Genomic DNA, 18,085 nt, shown 5'->3' on the forward strand with positions numbered 1-18,085 from the left:
TGGTTCGCGATCAGCCCTCGGGTGAGGGATATGGGGATGCGGCTCGGGCTGGGTCGGCAACCGCGGGTGCCGGACCGTGTGGCGGCGGGATGACGGCTGGGTGGTGGCCACCTTGCTGAAGTTCCGCCGGGGACGGACCGATAGGGGCGCGAGCGCCTGACTCTGTCGGAGCCTGGGCGAGCGGGGTCCCTGCTTCGGGAGCGATCGGCGGAGCGGGCACAGCAGCCGGGGCGTCAGCTCGGAGCGGTGCACTGCCTGGAGCTTGGGCGGCCGGAGCCTGGGCACCGCCTTGGGGCGGGGCATTGCCCGGAGCTTGGGGCGGGGCGCTACCCGGAGTCTGAGCGGCCGGAGCTTGGGCACCGCCTTGGGCTGGGGCATTGCCCGGAGTTCGAGCGGCTGGAGCTTGGGCAACACCCTGACCCGGAGCGCTGCCCGGAACCGATGCGGCCGGAGCAGGCGCGTGGGGCGGAATCGGCGCGCTCACCTGGGCCGCGACCGGGTTGCGGTGGGTTTCCTCCCGGTAGGTGTCGTTGTAGGTCTTCCACACCGTCGTGACGATGCCGGTGAGCTGGTTGAGGATCAGCGAGCCGCGTTCGAAGTCGGCACGCAGGCCGTCCGGGACCGGATAGGCGTTCTGCAGCGGGAGTCCGAGGACACCCGTGTCGGCGCCGAGTTGCAGGAAGCGATCCAGGATGGTGCCGAGCACCTCGACGACCTGTCCGTCGGCCGCGGTGTAGACGTAACCGTTGGAGAATTTCGCGTACTGCCGGCCCTCCGCGGCGGGCAGCACGTCCGAGCGGACTGCGCCGAGCGGGCCGTTCGGCCCACCGGACCGAGACCAGTGCCTGGCGATGATGTTCTCCTGCACCATGTTCAGCAGCTTCGTGGTCAGCGCGGCGAGGTTCGCCACATCGGATTCGCCGGATGCCGGGGGTCGACTGTCCTGCCCGCCGGACGCACCCGGCGTACCGGCGGCGATGTCGCGGATCCGATCCATCAGCGCGTACGCGGCGTCGCCGGGGCAGGTGGTGTTGCCGACGTCGCGGTGCGCGAAGACGACCGGCAACTGGACCGCCTCGCCCTGGGCATACGGAGTGTAGGAGGTGCCCTCGGAGACCATCGTGGTGTTGCCCTTGGGATCGAGTCCGGCGATCTTGGTGCGCCAGCCCACGAAGGCGCCGATCGCCTCGATCGCCGCCTCGGTCGGTTGCTCGGATTCGTAGTTGCCCATCAGCGCGACGCCGGAGGTGTTCTCGTTGAACCCACCCGCGTGCGCACCCTGCACCGGGCGGTCCAGGCCGCCGAAGCGCCCCTCGAAGACCTGGCCGTACTTGTCGACCAACGCGTTGTAGCCGATGTCGCACCAGCCCAACGTCTTCGCGTGATAGGTGTAAATCGCGCGGACGATTCCGGCCGACTCGGACTTGCTGTAGTCGTTGCGGCCCGCCGTATGGTGCACGGTGACGCCGCCGAGGCCGTCGTCGTAGGTCGGCTCGTCGCAGCGGATCGATTCGTCGGCGCCCCACTGGGCGCGGGTGATCACACTCGGTCCGCCGCCGGGCAGCGCCGCGGCGACGTTGTGCAGCGAGCCGTCGGCAGCGCCTCGACCGGGATCGATGAGCACGGCGGTCAGGTCCGCGGCCTGGGGGGCCGGGTCGTCGGAACGCGGGGCGGGTTGTTGCGCCGCGTCGTCCGCGCTGGGTGCGGGCTGCGCCACCGGCTGAATCGGGCCTGCCGCAGCCTGCTTTCGAGTGACCAGGACCTGCACCGCGTTCGTATCGCCGACGTAGATCGGCTCGGTGCCGTCGGTCGCACCCGGGCCGGAGCGGTCGGTGCGGTGTGTGTCGACCGGTTCGGTGTCGTACCAGGGCCCCCACGTGCCGTCGGGCTGCCGAGCCCGGATCGTGGCCGCGGTGTCGGCCAACTGGCGGGCGGTGAGAGCGACCATGCTGAACGGAGTGTCGCTGGAGAGTTCTTTCACCTGTGCCCCCACTTGGCTCATCAGCTCGGGGGTCACGGCGCCGGGAGACAGCGCGGGGGTGTCGGGAGTGGTGCCCGGCTGGAGCCGGTCGGGCTCCGCGATGAAGCGCACACTGCCTTGGGAAATGGGCTGAGCTGGGGAATTCAGGCTCTCCGGCGAACGATTCGGAGTGAATTCCGGGCCGGAGGTTTGGTCGGAATTCGAGCCGGGTAGTCGTAGTCCTTCCGTTAGCTGCGCGTCCGGTGGTAGCGGGCCATCCGGAATCGGAATGGACTCGGCGATCGGAAGCATGCGCAGATCGGAAAGATGCAGATCAGGCAGGCTCAACCCGGTGAGTTCGCGCAGCGGCAGCACGATATCGGGCGCCTGGGTGAGTGCGACCTCGGCGAGTTCGGCCGTTACGGCGGCCGGTTCGCTGTTGGTGGTGGTGCGGTAGTCGGTCGAAGCGCCGAACGTCAGCGTGCCCAGTGGGGCAGCTACCGCGAGGGTGGTGACAACCGGGAGCACGTAGGAACGTTTCGGTTTGCGGTACCGCACGAGCGTCTCCAATCAGGTCGAACCGGTGATCATGAGTGATTCAGGGTTGCTTCCTGATGTAGCAATGATCACAATAGCCACATTTGTCACATGACTAAACCTCTGGTTGAGGATTATGTGATTGCCTAAATGTAGCTCGTCGATTGCTATCGCATCTACAGAACGTGCCGAAAAGATGGAGATCGACCGTCTGAGGAAACCACGGGAGTGAACGGATGCCTCGTAATTTGAGCACACCGAGAGCGCAACAATGCTGGTAAAGAGCATTTTGTCGGAGCGATCGCGCGTCGCGCGTCCGCAGCGGCGACAGCTGCTCATCTACTCGCCATCGATTGTGTTGCTAATCGGCTTCGGAATGGTCGCTGGAACGCTCTTCGCGCACTCCGGCGGTCCGCTGGATGCTCCATTTCGCCCTATGGCGGGACCCGGGCACGGGCGCGGCATGAGCCAGGTGGGCGCGTTCGAGAACGCGCGAGCGGGGTGGGCAGCCGCACGGATCCTCGAGCACTACTACCCAGGCGCGACGCTCACCACCATCGCGCCCACCGCCGTCCGGGTTCGTCTCATGACGCGGGACAACTCGGCTCTCGACGCCTTCGCGGACGCCGGCCTGCGCGTGGCGGGCAGGGAGGTGGCGCCCGGTCAGGTCGCGCACCTGACGCCGCAGCCGGGTGGCCGAGCGAGCGTGGTCGTCACGGCGGGCTGCGACGGTGACGTGCTGTGGCAGGCGGCGACCGACGACCCCTGGATCCATCCCGTCGACTCCCGGCCGAACCGCCCTGCGTCGGAACATCTCACGCTGTGCGGGGGTTCGGCGTATCGCGGTGCGCTCGGCGTCGCCATCGAGGACGGCGCGGCCCGCACGATCAACCAGGTGGACGTCGAGGACTATCTACTCGGCGTGGTCCCGGCGGAGGTGCAGCCCAACTGGGCGGACAAGGGCGCGGCGGAGGCCCTGCGCGCCCAGGCGATCGCGGCGCGCTCCTATGCCCTTGCCGAACAGCGCTATCCGTACGCGCAGACCTGCGACACCACCGCTTGCCAGCGGTATCCCGGCACCGCGCAGGAGGATCCGAGGACGGCGGACGCCGTGTCGGCTACGGCCGGTGCGGTCCTGCTGCGCGACGGCCGGATCCTGCGCACGGAGTACTCCGCCGCGCCCGATGACGGAGAACCCGCGGACATCCAGACCCTCGAGGTCGGCCCCGCGCCCGGCGAGTCGATCACCACCGCGCCACCCGAGGATCCGCGCAAACGGGCGGCGGTCACCGAGTCGGCGATCGATGCCGAGTATCGCCGTATCGGGGGCGCGAACAGCACGATCGGTACGCCGCTCGGGCCGGAGATGATCCTGCCGCGTCGCGCGGGCACCTACCGGCTCTACACCAACGGCGTCATCATCGTGACGCCCACATTGGGCGCGCAGGTCGTGGACTACTCACGCATGTTGCAGGCGGTTCCGGAAGCGGGTGAGCCGTTACGAGTCCCGCCCGGGGCATCGCCTGGCGCGGCGCCTTCTCTTGGTGCTACCGCCCCCGGTGGGGCTGGCGTCATCGCGCCTGGCGCGGCTCAGGCCGGCGCTGTCGCCCCTGCTGGTGTGGATCAGCCTGCCACGGCGTCTCGTGGCGCTCAGCCCGGCGCTGTCTCGCCGCACGGTGCTATCCCACCCGGTGATGGGTCTACGTCTTCTGCAATCGCACCCCGCGATCCGGCTCGGTCCGATGCCACCGACCCGGGTGATGACGTCCCGCCTACAGCCACCGCGCCGGACGGTGCGGTTCAGGCAGACGCTGCCTTGCCTGACGGTGCGGCTCACCCCGGGGTTACCTCGCGTGGTGGTGGCGTCGCCCAATCCGGTGCTATCGCACCCGGTGGTGGGACACCGCTTGGTGCTACCTCCGCGCAGGGCGGCGGGGCTTAGCCCGCAACCCCTCGCGATGATCGCTACCGAGCGGAGTCGCCCAGCGGCTCGGTCGACTTGGCAGTAGTCCGGCCGGTTGCCGGTGGGAGGTGCCGTCGAGTGCCGCCCGCAGCGCCTGGGGTCGATCATGTGCTCGAGCAGCAGGTCGTCGGTCAGCGAGTGGCCCTGTTCGGTGAGCGGGAGCCGGACGGCTCTGCGGTCTTCCGCGGCTCGGTGAACTCCTGCGGCTGTGCGCGGACGTCGCCGTGCTCAACGCGCGCCGGGCGCACCGCACCGGCGCACGGTTTGCGCACGACCAGTCCCTCGGCCTCCAACCTATGGATTCAGTGGATGGTGACCGGTTGGCGGCTGACCGCCGGTGGGGTGGGTGGACCGGGCGCAGGCGCACCCCGCTCCAGTGCCCGGCATGGCGATCGCGCTAAGCGGAACCCTGCCCGGCCGGACGGTCGGTGCCCTCGAGGTCCCGGCTCGTTTTGTGCCGTCGCCAGTGCTGGTCGCGCCTGCCGGAGCCTGTGCCCAGTCGGAAAATCCGCCCGAATATCGGGGTTGACCTTGACGTAACGTCAACTTGCAAGCTGGTTACACCGACGAGAGAAGGAGGGAGGACAAGTCGTGGTCGCCAAGGAATGGTCCATCCAAGATCTGGCGAAGGCGGCCGGTACCACCAGCCGCACGCTGCGCCACTACGGGCAGTTGGGGCTGCTGCCGCCCAGCCGGATCGGCGCCAACGGGTACCGGTACTACGACCAGGCCTCCCTCGTGCGGTTGCAACGCATCCTGCTGCTGCGCGAACTCGGCCTCGGGCTTCCGGTCATCGCCGAAGTCCTTGCCGGAGAGCAGGACACCGCCGCCGCGCTGCGCGCGCACCTGGACCTGCTTCGGCAGGAACAGGATCGGATCCGGCGGCTGATCGAGTCGGTGCACACCACGCTGCACAAGACGGAAAGAGGTGAACAACTCGTGGCAGCAGAAGTTTTCGACGGCTTCGACCACACGAAGTACAAGGACGAGGTGATCGAACGCTGGGGCAAGGACGCCTACGAGAGCGGTGACCGCTGGTGGCGCTCGATGTCCGACGCGGACAAGAAGACCTTCCAGCAAACGCATCTCGACATCGCCGCCGACTACGGCCGGGCGCACGCCGACGGGCTCGCCCCCGGCAGCGACGAGGTGCAGGCCATCGTCCAGCGCCACTACGACTGGATCGGCATCGGCTGGCAGGGGCGTCCGGTGGTGAAGGAGGCGTTCGTCAACCTGGGCGAGATGTACGTGGCCGATCCTCGTTTCGCGGTCAACTACGACGTGCACGGGGCCGGCACCGCCGAGTTCGTGCGCGACGCGATGAAGGTCTACGCCGAGCAGCGGCTGTAGAGCACAACCTTCCGACGGCCGGTACGCACGCACGCGTACCGGCCGTCGTCCGTTCGGTTGTGAATGCCGTCCATTCCACTGTGCGAGAGCTGCTTTCGGGTCGATTTCTGTCGGCAGGGGGCGGTAGGGTTCGATCTCGAAGGGGGTTCGATGAACAATTCGTTTGCTCCGCCCGGGGGACAGGGCAGCGGAGCGCCGTCGACTTGGCACACCGCGTCGGCGGTGATCGCGGCCTGTCTCGGTGGCGGCGGGATCGGTATCGGCGCACTGCTCGGCATCGGGGAACTCAACGGCCCGGCAATCGGAATCCCGGACGCAATCAAGGATTTCGACGCCTGGTGGGCTGCCTCCCGTATTCGTGCGGTGCAGGAAATCTTGCTGGGGGTATCCGCGCTGCTGGCGGTGGTCCTGGTCGCCGGTGCGATCCTCCTGCTGTTCGGCAAGTCCGCTGGGCGGCCCGCGGTGCTGATCGGCTCCGCATGGGGATTCTTCGGCGGCCTGATCGCGGCGACGTACGGGGGTGAGTACGGTTTGGCCGCGCGGTCGGCCGCTTCGCCCTTCTACCTGATCGTCGGGGCAGCTCTCTGCACGGTTGCGTTAGGCGCGATCGTGACCAGTCCGCTCGGTCGCCCCACGGCTCCACCCGCACCCCTGCTGCCGCGGCCCGGCCACCCGTCAGCGGTGCCGCAGTTCGGTCTCCAGCCGCCGATGCCGCAGTTCGGTGCCGAGCCGCCGGTGCCGCAGCCCGGTGCCCAGCCACCGGCGTCCCAATTCGGCCAACACCCACCCGCACCGCAGTCCCGACCGCTCTACTGACGCGCGGCCTGCGCGCACGGTGTGACACGGGACCACGTCGACAGGCTTACTAGGCCAGGTCGTCGCGCCCGAGCGCGTGCATCAGCTGGTCTTCGGTGATCGGGGGGACCGGGAGGGGATGGGCGGCCTCCGCGCGCAAGCCGTCGAGCACCAGGCCGAGGTGGCGGCGCCAGGCTTCGGGGGCGATATGGCTGGTCGCCTCGACGATTCTGGTGTGCGACCAGGTGATGAAGGCGATGTCCTCCAGTACCCAGTCGTCCCGCAGGACCCCGGCTTCCTGGGCGCGGGTGATGATCCGGCGCATCAAGCCGTGGCCGTATTCCTGCGCCTGCGCGACGGCGCGGCTGGGGGCCGCCCGCACGGCGAGTTCGCTGAGCAGCCGATCGGCGGCTTGCAAAGCGCAGACCTGCTCGACCAGATAGACGAACGACTCCCAAGGGTCGTCCATGGCCAGCGCGACTTCGGCGATGCGGCCGCCCGCTTCGATCCGGTCCTCCACCGCCGCCGCGATGAGGTCGTCGCGGGTGGGGAAGCGGTTGTAGAGGGTGCCGATGGCGACCCCGGCGCGGGTGGCGATCTCCTTCAGCGGTGCGTCGAGGCCGCGTTCCTCGAAGACGGCGCGGGCGGCGGTCACGAGCGCGTCCCGGTTGCGCTGGGCATCGCTGCGTAACGGCTTGTCCACGGGCCGATCCTACAAATCGGCCGTAGCGGATATGTTGAGCATGAGTTCAAGTTAGGTTACCGTCGACATCGAACTTGAACCATGTCTCAACTTAATTCTGGAGTGGAAATGACCAAGACCATCGCGATCTTCGGGTACGGCCCCGGCCTGGGCGTCGGCACCGGCCGCCGATTCGGACGCGACGGGTTCCGTGTGGCCGTCATCGGGCGCGATCCCGAGAAGGCGCGCCGGCATGCCGAGGAACTGGCGGCCGAGGGCATCGAGGCCGCCGCCTTCCCCGCGGACGTGACCGTCGCCGCGCAGGTCACGGGCGTGATCGAGAAGATCGAGGCGACTTTCGGGCCGATCCACGTGGCGATGCACGGGGCGGCGGGCAACATGAGCGACCGGCTGCCCTCGACGCTGGAGGTGGACATCCCCTCCCTCGATGCGCCGCTCGCGCTCAAGCTGCACTCACCGATTCTGATGACGCGGGCACTAGCGCCGAAAATGGTGGAAAGAGGCGACGGAGCGCTGCTGTTCTCCTCGGGCTCGTCCGAGCATTTCGTGGCGCCCTACCTCGCCAACTTCGGCATCGCGCTGGCCGCGCAGCGCGGTTACCTGCGCCAACTCGAGGTGGAACTGCGCGGCACCGGTGTCTACGTGGGGTTGCTCAACATCGGCGCACTGATCGAGGGCAGCAGAGCCGCGCAGATCGTCGACGAGCACCCGGAGCTGATTCCCGACGGCCTGGAAATCGTGCGGATCAGCGGCGAAGAACTCGGTGACCACTACTGGCGGCTGTACACCGAGCGGGACAAGGTCGAGCTGGACGTTGGTTTCCCGGCCTGAGCGCGGTTGGGCGCATCCGGACGCGGCGGCTCCCGGGCACCTCCGCGCGGATCCATCCGAGGTGCTCGCGGGCTGCGCAGAAGGGAGTCCTCTTCGTCGCGCACCGGCTCATGGTGGCCGACCGCCACGGAGCATCGCGAACCGAGCGCGGTCGCCGGCCAGGGGAGTAAACAGCCCGCCGGTTGCCCGTGCGGTCCATTCCGGCAAACATCCGGCGAAATCGGGAGGTCGGGGGCGTGAAATCGGGTGCCGCGAACGGTGCCGCTCAGCGCACTTCCTACTCCGCCCGGACGCGGCCGGGACTTCCGATACTCTGGGCTCCCGTGACCGTCGCATCGTCCCCGGGTAACTCCGTCCATTCCGCCTCACAGTTCGATCTGATCGTCGTCGGCTCCGGATTCTTCGGGCTGACCGTTGCCGAACGCGCCGCCACCGTGCTGGGTAAACGGGTTCTGGTGATCGAACGGCGACACCACCTCGGTGGTAACGCGTACTCCGAGCCGGATCCGGAAACCGGGATCGAGATCCACAAGTACGGCGCGCACCTGTTCCACACGTCGAACAAGCGGGTGTGGGACTACGTCACCCAGTTCACCGAGTTCACCGGCTACCAGCACCGCGTCTTCGCGATGCACAAGGGGCAGGCCTACCAGTTCCCGATGGGCCTCGGTCTGGTCTCCCAGTTCTTCGGTCGCTACTTCTCGCCGGAGGAGGCGCGCAAGCTGATCGCCGAGCAGGCCTCGGAGATCGAGACCAAGGACGCGCAGAACCTCGAGGAGAAGGCCATCTCGCTGATCGGCCGACCGCTCTACGAGGCGTTCGTGCGCGACTACACCGCCAAGCAGTGGCAGACCGACCCGAAGGAGCTGCCCGCGGGCAACATCACCCGGCTCCCGGTTCGCTACACCTTCGACAACCGCTACTTCAACGACACCTACGAGGGTCTGCCCCGCGAGGGCTACACGAAGTGGCTGGAGAACATGGCCGCCTCCGAGCTGATCGAGGTGCGGCTGAACACCGACTGGTTCGAGGTGCGCGAGCAGTTGCGCGCCGAGAACCCGGACGCACCGGTCGTCTACACCGGCCCGCTGGACCGCTACTTCGACTACAGCGAAGGCGAACTGGGCTGGCGCACCATTGATTTCGAGACCGAGGTGCTGCCGGTCGGTGACTTCCAGGGCACTTCGGTGATCAACTACAACGACGCGGACGTGCCCTACACCCGCATCATCGAGCCGCGCCACTTCCACCCCGAGCGCGAATACCCCGCCGACAAGACGGTGATCATGCGGGAGTACTCCCGGTTCGCGCAGACCGGTGACGAGCCGTACTACCCGATCAACACCCCGGAGGACCGGTCGAAACTGCTGGCCTACCGGGAGCTGGCCAAGCAGGAGACCGCCGCGGCGAAGGTCGTCTTCGGCGGCCGCCTCGGCACCTACCAGTACCTGGATATGCACATGGCGATCGGCAGCGCGCTGAGCATGTTCGACAACGTGCTGCATCCGCACCTGGCGGACGGTGCTCCGCTGGTGGACCAGGAGGCTTAGGAGACCGATGACCTCCCAATCCATTTTGGAAGACATGACCACCGAGACCCGCGCGAAGTCGCTGCTGCAACGCATCATCCTGCCCCGGCCGGGTGAGCCGCTGGACGTGCGCACGCTCTATGTCGAGGAGTCGCAGACCAACGCCCGGCGCGCGCACGCGACCACCCGCACGTCGCTGTCGATCGGCGCGGAGTCCGAGGTCTCGTTCTGCACCTACTTCAACGCGCTGCCCGCGAGCTACTGGCGGCGCTGGAGCATCCTGTCGTCGGTGGTGCTGCGGCTGGAACTGGCCGGGCACGGCCGGGTGGATGTGTACCGCTCCAAGGCGGACGGCTCGCGAATCCACGTGCAGGGCAGGGAGTTCGCGGTGGCGACCGGCGCCGACTCGGTGGTCGTCGAGTTCGAGACCGATCTGGCCCCGTTCGAGGACGGCGGCTGGATCTGGTTCGACATCACCACCGACACGGCGGTCACGCTGCTGTCCGGCGGCTGGTACGCGCCGATCGAGGCGCCCGGCGAGGGCAGCATCGCGGTCGGCATGCCCACCTTCAACCGGCCCACCGACGCGGTGAAGACCCTCGCCGCCCTCGGCTCGGATCCGCTGGTGCTGGAGAAGATCGCGGCCGTCATCATCCCGGACCAGGGCACGAAGAAGGTCGTCGACGAGCCCGGCTTCGCGGAATCCTCGGCGGCGCTCGGTGACCGCCTGTCCATTCACGACCAGCCGAACCTCGGCGGATCCGGCGGTTACAGCCGGGTCATGTACGAGGCGCTGAAGACGACCGATGCCGAGTACATCGTCTACATGGACGACGACATCGAGATCGAGCCCGACTCGATCCTGCGCGCACTGGCCTTCGCCCGCTTCACGAAGTCGCCGGTGCTGGTCGGCGGTCAGATGCTCAACCTGCAGGAGCGCTCGCACCTGCACGTCATGGGCGAGGTGGTCGACCGCGGCATCTTCATGTGGACCGCCGCGCCGAACGTCGAGTACGACCACGATTTCTCGAAGTACCCGCTCAAGGACCGGGACAACTCGAAACTTCTGCACCGGCGTATCGACGTCGACTTCAACGGCTGGTGGACCTGCGTCATTCCGCGCCGCGTCGCCGAGGAACTCGGCCAGCCGCTTCCGCTGTTCCTGAAATGGGACGATGCGGAGTACGGCCTGCGCGCCCGCGCGGCCGGGTACCCGACGGTCACCCTGCCCGGCGCGGCGGTGTGGCACATGGCCTGGAGCGACAAGGACGACGCCATCGACTGGCAGGCGTACTTCCACCTGCGCAATCGCCTGGTGGTCGCCTCGCTGCACCTGCCGGGCAACGGGCGGGGCATGGTCGTCAACACGATCAAGGCCACCCTGAAACACCTGCTCTGCCTGGAGTACTCGACGGTCGCGATCCAGAACCTCGCCATCCGCGACTTCCTGGCCGGCCCCGAGCGGCTGTTCCAGCTGCTGCCCAGTGCGCTGGGCGCGGTGCACGAACTGCGCAAGCAGTACCCGGACGCGGTGATCCTGCCCTCGTCCACCGAACTGCCGCTGGCCAGCCACATCGGTGTCGGGGCGGTGGGCGAGCCCGCCAACCCGATCGCCAAGGTGGTCCGCCTGGCCAAGGGCCTGGTGCACAACTTCCGTCCCGCGCACTCCGAACATCACGAGACCCCGCAGCTGAACGTGCCGACGCTGGACGCGCGCTGGTTCCTGCTCTCGCAGGTCGACGGCGTCACCGTCACCACGGCCGACGGCCGCGGCGTCGTCTACCGCAAGCGCGATCCGCGCCAGGCGCTCGGCCTGTTCAAGGAGGCCATGCGCCTGCGCAAGGAGCTGGCCGCCCGCTTCCCGGAGATGCAGCAGCGTTACCGTGCCGCCCACCCGCAGCTGACCAGCACCGCGGCCTGGGAGAAGGTCTTCGGGATCGACACGAAGGACGGACAGCAGTGAGTCTCGGAGCGAGCGCCGCCGACGACGCGGCCGTGCAGCCGCCATTGCACAGCGCCAACGGGCACGGCGGCCCGGTGTCCGCGCGACCGGCCAGGGCGGAGCAGGCGCCGCCGGAAGTGGCGATCATCAACGCCGTGCAGGCCACCCTCGGCAGCAAACCGGCCGTGGTGTCCGCGGCCCGCAGCATGTCGCACTTCGGCGAGCACGCGCTCGGTTGGGTCGGCATCGCCGCCGCGGGATGGCTGGTCGACAAACCGCGGCGCAGACAGTGGGCGGGGGTCGCGGTCGGCGCGGTCGGCGCGCACGCGGCCTCGATCGTCATCAAGCGCGTAGTTCGCCGACCGCGCCCGAACGATCCGTCGGTGCAGGTCAACGTGGGGACGCCGAGCAAATTGAGCTTCCCGTCCTCGCACGCGACCTCCACGACGGCGGCGGCCGTGTTGCTCGGCAGATTGACCGGGCTACCCTTGCCTGCGGTGCTCGTCCCCCCGATGCTGCTTTCCCGGGTGGTCCTCGGGGTGCACTACCCCTCCGACGTGCTCGCCGGTTCCGCGCTCGGCGCCGCGTCCGCCGCCGCCCTGCTCGCCGCCGAAAAGAGACTCGACAGTGACCGCACAAGAAAGAGCCTTGGTTGACATGAGTGAAGAGCCGACCGGCGCCGACCTCGCCGAGGCGGTGGTCAAGGGCCCGCCCAAGACGCTGGCCGGCGGTCTGTTCAAGGCAGTCCGTCCGCGGCAGTGGGTCAAGAACGTCCTGGTGCTCGCCGCGCCGCTGGCCGCGGGGACGGCCACCGATGTGGACGTGCTCGCGCACGTCGGCATCGCGTTCGTGGTGTTCTGCATGGCGGCCTCGGGCATCTACCTGGTAAATGACGCGCTCGACGTGGAGGCCGACCGGGCGCACCCGACCAAGCGGTTCCGGCCGATCGCCGCGGGCATCGTCCCGGTGAACCTGGCCTATCTGCTGTCGGCCACGCTGCTGGCCGGGTCGATCGCGGGATCGTTCCTCGCCTCGTGGCATCTGGCCGTGGTGATGGCGGTCTACATCGGCATCCAGCTGGCCTACTGCTTCGGCCTGAAGCATCAGGCCGTGCTGGACATCTGCATCGTGTCGTCCGGCTTCCTACTGCGCGCGGTGGCCGGTGGCGCGGCGGCCGACATCGAACTGTCGCAGTGGTTCCTGTTGATCATGGCCTTCGGCTCGCTGTTCATGGCCGCGGGCAAGCGCTACGCGGAACTGCAGATCGCGCTGGGCACCGGTGCCAAGATCCGCAAGTCTCTGGAGTACTACACGCCCACCTACCTGCGCTTCATCTGGACGCTGGCCGCGACGGCGGTCGTGGTGTTCTACGGGCTGTGGGCGTTCCAGCAGGACGGCATCAAAGACACCAACTGGTTCGCGATCTCGATGATCCCGTTTACCATCGCAATCCTGCGTTACGCGGTCGACGTCGATGGTGGCGAGGCCGGGGAACCGGAAGAGATCGCGCTGGGGGACCGCATCCTGCAGTTCCTCGCAATCGCCTGGATCGGAGCGGTAGGTGTCGCTGTCTATCTCACCTGACGAGATGCTGGTAGCGGAGCGAACGGAACACGGGGCGGAGCGGCAAGCCGATGAGCAGACCCGCTCCGCGTCGCGGTTCACGCGCCTATCCGAAGCCACGTTCGTCGGTGGGATCGCGCTCACCGTTGTTCTTTTCGCGGTCGGCGGCTGGCAGCGACGGTGGATCGCCGACGACGGCCTCATCGTGTTGCGCACCGTCCGCAACCTGCTGGCAGGCAACGGCCCAGTCTTCAACGAGGGCGAGCGCGTCGAAACCAACACCAGCACCGCGTGGACCTACCTGGTCTGGTTCTTCAGCTGGCTGACCCAGGCGCGGCTCGAGTACGTGGTGCTCGGTGTCGCGCTCACGGTGTCGCTGGCCGCGGTCGTGTTCGCCATGCTCGGATCGGCGCGGCTGTGGGGCGGCGCTGGCACCGGGCTGTTGCTGCCCGCGGGCGTGCTGGTCTACATCGCACTGCCCCCGGCCCGCGACTACGTCACCTCCGGCCTGGAAAGCGGCTTGGTGATCTGCTGGATCGGCCTGCTGTGGTGGCAGCTGATGCGCTGGAGCCAGGCGAAGTCGGTGCGTCTGCCCGGCCTGCTCGGACTGGTCTTCCTCGCCGGGCTCGCCCCGCTGATCCGGCCCGAGATGACCCTGGTCGGCGCGCTGGCGCTGCTGATGATCTTCTTCGCGCCCATGCCGGAGAGCAAGCTGCGGCCGATCGTGTTGCGCGCGGTGATCGTCGCGGTGGCCGGCCTGGTTCCGCTGGGTTACCAGATCTGGCGGATGGGCTACTACGGTCTGCCCTACCCCAATACCGCCGTCGCCAAGGACGCGGGCGGAGCCAAGTGGGGGCAGGGCTTCACCTACCTCTGGGACCTCGTCGGTCCGTATTTCCTGTGGGCGCCGCTGCTGGTGCTGCTGCTCGCCGGTGTGCTCGCCGCGCGCACGCGGACCGGCCGGACCGCCGACGCCGGTTCGTCGGACGCGCGCGGTTGGTCGATCCAGCGGGTCCGGAAGTGGCTGCGCTCCCCGGGGGCGGTGGTCACCGCGGTCCTCGTCAGCGGTTTCCTGCTGACCCTGTACGCGCTGCGAGTCGGCGGCGACTTCATGCACGGCCGGATGCTGCTGCCGCAGCTGTTCCTGCTGCTGCTCCCGGTCGCGGTCATCCCGATCCGCGCGCCCCGGGGCGGGGTGCGCGCGGCGACCGCCGCCGATTGGTCCTTCGCGGTGATCGCCGTGGCATTCGTGGGCGTCGCGGGTTGGGCGCTGTTCGCCGCCGACACCACCGCGATCAAGACCGGCACCAAGATCACCTCTACCGGCATCGTCGACGAGCGCGTCTACTACGTCCTCAACACCGGGCACGACCACCCGATACTGGCCGAGGACTACCTGGACTATCCGCGTATCCGCGCCATGGTCGACGACATCACCGCGACCCCGAACGGCGGCCTGCTGCTGAACTCGCCCTCGTTCATGTTCTGGTATGTCGCTCCGCCGCCGCAGCCCATTCCGGACGGCGGCGCCGGGCACACGGTCTACTTCCTGAACCTCGGGATGACCAGCATGAACGTCCCCCTGGACGTGCGCGTGATCGATCCGATGGGCCTGGCCTACCCGCTGGCGGCGCACACCGACCGCCTCACCGACGGCCGGATCGGGCACGACAAGAGCCTGTACCCGGACTGGGTCATCGTGGACGCGGGCATGGTGGACAGGAAACCGTGGATGCCCTGGTATCTGGACGAGAAATGGGTGACCCAGGCGCGGACCGCGATGTCCTGCCCGGACACCCAGGCACTGCTGATCTCCTCGCGCGACCCGCTCACCTTCGAGCGGTTCCGGCACAACCTGCGTAACTCGCTGCGTTTCGCGAAGTACCGCATCGACCGAGTGCCGAAGTACGAGATCCAGCGGTGCGGACTGGCCGATCCGTTCCCGCAACCGGTCGCGCCGCGCTGAATCCGTGGCACGCACCGGGCCCGGTCATGCACGCCGACCATGGCCTTGTGCGAGTCCGATAAAGTGGCGTACGCCGCTTTATCTCTTTTTGGTAACGCCACCGTGTCGATACCGATATACGCTACGACCGTATGCCCGGCCGTGGCGTCCATCGGTTGAGGGCATCGGCGGGTTACCGTGTGGACGGCTTGCCGCTGTCGCTGTGAAACGAAAGGTTCAAACTGATGCGAGGCGTGATCGGGCGTCGTCTTAATACTCGAAGAGCAGGTTCCTGGCTCAAGCGATCCGTGCTGGTATCGCTGGCGGTTCTGCTACCGCTCGGGGCGTCGGTGGCAGGCCCTGCCGCCCCGGCGTCCGCCGCGTTCAACCCGGACGGTTTCGACTTCTGGGTCGATTCGGAGATGGGGCCGATCAAGTCGCGCGTCTTCCGCGCCGCCGACGGCAACACCGGGCGCGTGGTCTACGCGCTGGACGGTATGCGGGCGCGCACCGACCTGAGCGGCTGGGAGATCGATACCGAGGTCGTTCGCGAGCTGACCAAGTGGAACATCAACGTGGTCATGCCGGTCGGCGGACCGTCCAGCTTCTACGCGGACTGGAACGGTCCGAGCGACTTCTTCGGCCTGGGCAGCGCGGGCTCGTCGTCCACCGGTTCGGCGAACTCCGGCTCCGGCCTGCTGACCGGTTCCGCGGGTGGACCGGGCAAGACCAGCACCTACAAGTGGGAAACCTTCCTCACCAACAACCTGCGCTGGGCGCTGCGCGACCGGCTCGGCTTCAACCCGAACGGCAACGGCGTGTTCGGCCTGTCCATGGGGGGCAGCGCCGCGCTCACCCTGGCGGCCTACCACCCCGACCAGTTCCGTTACGCGGGTTCGTACTCCGGCTATCTGAACATCTCCGCGCCGGGCATGCGTGAGGCGCTGCGCGTGGCGATGCTGGACGCGGGCGGCTACAACATCGACGCGATGGCGCCGCCGTGGGGCCCGCAGTGGCTGCGGATGGACCCGTTCGTGTTCGCGCCGCGGCTGAAGGCGAACAACACCCGCCTTTGGGTCTCCGCCGGTAGCGGTCTGCCGAGTGGGGCCGACGGTTTCAGCTTCAACACCGTCAACGCGATGGGGCTGGAAGCGCTGGCCTTGGCCAACACCCGCGCGTTCCAGGTCCGCATGCTCACCCTGGGCGCGAACAACGTCACCTACGACTTCCCGGCCGTCGGTGTGCACAACTGGAACTACTGGGCCGACGAGGTCTACCGGATGATCCCCGACCTGTCCGCCAACATCGGGTAGCTCGGCAATCACGACGCAAGACCGCTCCGCGCCACCGGCACGGAGCGGTCTTGCGGCGTTTACCGGGTCGTCCGGGGGTATTTCGGCAACAAATACGAAGAAACGGGCTTCGGTAGTTGTGGTCTGGATCACCATCCAGCAACATGAAGGCATTCGTTCCCGATTGATACTCCAACGACATGCGCCGAGTTCGATTCGTCCATTTCTCGGTGGACGTTGCGACGCGGTGCCCGACGAGGGTTCGGTATTGATCGCTGAAAGTTTGCTGGACGAGGCCGCTCGAGGGAAAGGTCGAATGTGATGCGTAGTGCGCGCGGGAAGCGCGGGCCCGAGGGGTCTCGAACATCCGGTTCGTGGTTGCGACGGTCCGCCCTCGGCGTCGCCGTGGCGCTGCTGTTGCCGCTCGGCACGACCATCGCGGGCACCGGCGCCACGGCATCGGCGGCCTTCGATCCCGCGGCCTTCGACTTCTGGGTCGATTCCGGCATGGGCCCGATCAAGACCAGGATCCTGCGGGCGGCGGACGGCAACACCAATCGCGTCGTCTACGTGCTCGACGGCATGCGGGCGCCGGAATCGCTGAACGGCTGGGAGATCGAGACGAACATCCCGCAAGTCCTGGCGAGCCAGAACATCAACGTGGTGATGCCGGTCGGCGGCATGTCGAGCTTCTACGCCGACTGGATCGCGCCGAGCGAGTTCCTGGGGATCCCGGCGGGTAGCGGTTCGAGCACCGGTTCCGGTGGGCTGGACGGGTTCGCGGGCGGGCCGGGCAAGAGCTACCGCTACCAGTGGGAGACCTTTCTGACCAGCAACCTGCGCTGGGCGCTGCGCGACAGGCTGGGGTTCAACCCGAATCGCAACGGCGCCTTCGGGTTGTCGATGGGTGGCAGCGCGGCACTGACCCTGGCCGCCTACCACCCGGACCAGTTCAGCTTCGCCGGCTCGTTCTCCGGGTACCTGAACAACTCGGCGCCGGGCATGCGCGAGGCGATTCGCGCCGCCATGCTGGACGCCGGCGGCTACAACGTCGACTCGATGGCTCCGCCGTGGAGTCCGCAGTGGCTGCGGATGGACCCGTTCGTGTTCGCCCCCAACCTGGTCCGCAACGGCACCCGCCTGTGGATCGCCGCGGCCAGCGGCCTGCCCTCGGCCACCGACCCGCCCAGCTTCAGCACCCTCAACGGCATGGGTCTGGAGAGCCTGGCACTGGCGAACACCCGCGCGTTCCAGGTCCGGATGGCGACGCTCGGCGGAGGCAACGCCGTGTACTCCTTCCCGCCGTTCGGTATTCACGCCTGGAACAACTGGTCCGACGAGGCCATGCGAATGATTCCGGATATGTCGGCGAACATCGGGTGAGTTGGATTTCCAGTGCCTGCGGCGCTGGGTGTTCACGGCCCCTTTATGGCTCGCGCCGGAGCGGACGAGCCTCGCCCCTGCGGCGCATGCGCTTCGTCCGCTCCGGCGCGAGCCGGGCCGCCAACGGCGCTCGTATGACTTGCAGCCCGAGGAGGGTGAGCGAGTGGGGATCTCGCGCTTGTGATGCACCGTAGTTCGGGAACATTTGTTCGCGTTTGTTCAGTCGTGTTGCTTCTCGGTGAGTGGGGTGCTGTAGGGGGTGAGCCCTAGGGGTATGGGGGCTCTGGGCAGC

The 18,085-nt window shown here is 68.0% G+C and carries 13 protein-coding genes; 11 read left to right on the top strand and 2 right to left on the bottom strand.

Going from position 1 to position 18,085, the window contains the following annotated elements; genetic code table 11:
• Positions 1-10 precede the first annotated feature (10 nt).
• On the bottom strand, positions 11-2,518 hold the full coding sequence (locus ABZ420_RS16770) for an N-acetylmuramoyl-L-alanine amidase (protein WP_357123076.1): 2,508 nt from the start codon (positions 2,516-2,518) through the stop codon (positions 11-13).
• Between the two features lie 415 nt (positions 2,519-2,933).
• Here ABZ420_RS16770 and ABZ420_RS16775 point away from each other — a divergent pair, with 415 nt between their 5' ends.
• The 3 genes from ABZ420_RS16775 (at position 2,934) to ABZ420_RS16785 (ending at position 6,626) form a co-directional block, all read left to right on the top strand.
• Positions 2,934-4,439, top strand: coding sequence for a SpoIID/LytB domain-containing protein (locus ABZ420_RS16775; RefSeq protein ID WP_357123079.1), 1,506 nt, complete (start codon positions 2,934-2,936; stop codon positions 4,437-4,439).
• 612 nt (positions 4,440-5,051) lie between these two features.
• Positions 5,052-5,810, top strand: coding sequence for a MerR family transcriptional regulator (locus tag ABZ420_RS16780; RefSeq protein ID WP_357123082.1), 759 nt, complete (start codon positions 5,052-5,054; stop codon positions 5,808-5,810).
• 150 nt (positions 5,811-5,960) lie between these two features.
• Entirely contained in the window at positions 5,961-6,626 is a 666-nt protein-coding gene (locus tag ABZ420_RS16785) for a hypothetical protein (RefSeq protein ID WP_357123085.1), read from the top strand.
• A 49-nt stretch (positions 6,627-6,675) separates the two neighbouring features.
• On the opposite strand, the gene ABZ420_RS16790 is transcribed toward ABZ420_RS16785, so the two are convergent.
• Complete coding sequence (locus ABZ420_RS16790) at positions 6,676-7,308, bottom strand: helix-turn-helix domain-containing protein (protein ID WP_357123088.1); 633 nt, start codon at positions 7,306-7,308, stop codon at positions 6,676-6,678.
• Positions 7,309-7,416: 108 nt separating this feature from the next.
• On the opposite strand from ABZ420_RS16790, the gene ABZ420_RS16795 reads away from it, so the two are divergent.
• From ABZ420_RS16795 to ABZ420_RS16830, 8 genes are all read left to right on the top strand, one after another.
• Positions 7,417-8,139: an SDR family oxidoreductase gene (locus ABZ420_RS16795; protein ID WP_357123091.1), complete on the top strand. Its 723-nt coding sequence runs from the start codon at positions 7,417-7,419 to the stop codon at positions 8,137-8,139.
• Between the two features lie 323 nt (positions 8,140-8,462).
• A complete protein-coding gene (glf, locus tag ABZ420_RS16800; RefSeq protein ID WP_357123094.1) occupies positions 8,463-9,689 on the top strand; it encodes a UDP-galactopyranose mutase in 1,227 nt (408 codons plus the stop codon).
• A gap of 7 nt (positions 9,690-9,696) precedes the next feature.
• Positions 9,697-11,631, top strand: coding sequence for a glycosyltransferase (locus ABZ420_RS16805; RefSeq protein WP_357123097.1), 1,935 nt, complete (start codon positions 9,697-9,699; stop codon positions 11,629-11,631).
• A 74-nt stretch (positions 11,632-11,705) separates the two neighbouring features.
• Positions 11,706-12,266: a phosphatase PAP2 family protein gene (locus tag ABZ420_RS16810; RefSeq protein ID WP_051174779.1), complete on the top strand. Its 561-nt coding sequence runs from the start codon at positions 11,706-11,708 to the stop codon at positions 12,264-12,266.
• 1 nt (position 12,267) lies between these two features.
• A complete protein-coding gene (locus ABZ420_RS16815; RefSeq protein ID WP_357123100.1) occupies positions 12,268-13,194 on the top strand; it encodes a decaprenyl-phosphate phosphoribosyltransferase in 927 nt (308 codons plus the stop codon).
• Positions 13,195-13,198: 4 nt separating this feature from the next.
• Positions 13,199-15,139 carry a flagellar motor control protein ZomB gene (gene zomB / locus ABZ420_RS16820; RefSeq protein ID WP_357123340.1) on the top strand — a complete coding sequence of 647 codons (1,941 nt, stop codon included), beginning with the start codon at positions 13,199-13,201 and terminating at the stop codon, positions 15,137-15,139.
• A gap of 224 nt (positions 15,140-15,363) precedes the next feature.
• Entirely contained in the window at positions 15,364-16,431 is a 1,068-nt protein-coding gene (locus ABZ420_RS16825; protein ID WP_357123103.1) for an alpha/beta hydrolase family protein, read from the top strand.
• Positions 16,432-16,731: 300 nt separating this feature from the next.
• Positions 16,732-17,793, top strand: a complete 1,062-nt coding sequence (locus tag ABZ420_RS16830) for an alpha/beta hydrolase family protein (RefSeq protein WP_357123106.1) — start codon at positions 16,732-16,734, stop codon at positions 17,791-17,793.
• Positions 17,794-18,085 lie beyond the last annotated feature (292 nt).

It is taken from the genome of Nocardia sp. NPDC005745 (assembly GCF_040630775.1).
GTDB lineage: Bacteria > Actinomycetota > Actinomycetes > Mycobacteriales > Mycobacteriaceae > Nocardia.

Excerpts from the sequence above, each read along its gene's own strand:
- ABZ420_RS16775 (WP_357123079.1), top strand. The coding sequence starts at position 2,934 with ATGGCGGGACCCGGGCACGGGCGCGGCATGAGCCAGGTGGGCGCGTTC.
- ABZ420_RS16785 (WP_357123085.1), top strand. The coding sequence starts at position 5,961 with ATGAACAATTCGTTTGCTCCGCCCGGGGGACAGGGCAGCGGAGCGCCG.
- ABZ420_RS16795 (WP_357123091.1), top strand. The coding sequence starts at position 7,417 with ATGACCAAGACCATCGCGATCTTCGGGTACGGCCCCGGCCTGGGCGTC.
- ABZ420_RS16805 (WP_357123097.1), top strand. The coding sequence starts at position 9,697 with ATGACCTCCCAATCCATTTTGGAAGACATGACCACCGAGACCCGCGCG.
- ABZ420_RS16815 (WP_357123100.1), top strand. The coding sequence starts at position 12,268 with ATGAGTGAAGAGCCGACCGGCGCCGACCTCGCCGAGGCGGTGGTCAAG.
- zomB (WP_357123340.1), top strand. The coding sequence starts at position 13,199 with ATGCTGGTAGCGGAGCGAACGGAACACGGGGCGGAGCGGCAAGCCGAT.
- ABZ420_RS16825 (WP_357123103.1), top strand. The coding sequence starts at position 15,364 with ATGCGAGGCGTGATCGGGCGTCGTCTTAATACTCGAAGAGCAGGTTCC.
- ABZ420_RS16830 (WP_357123106.1), top strand. The coding sequence starts at position 16,732 with ATGCGTAGTGCGCGCGGGAAGCGCGGGCCCGAGGGGTCTCGAACATCC.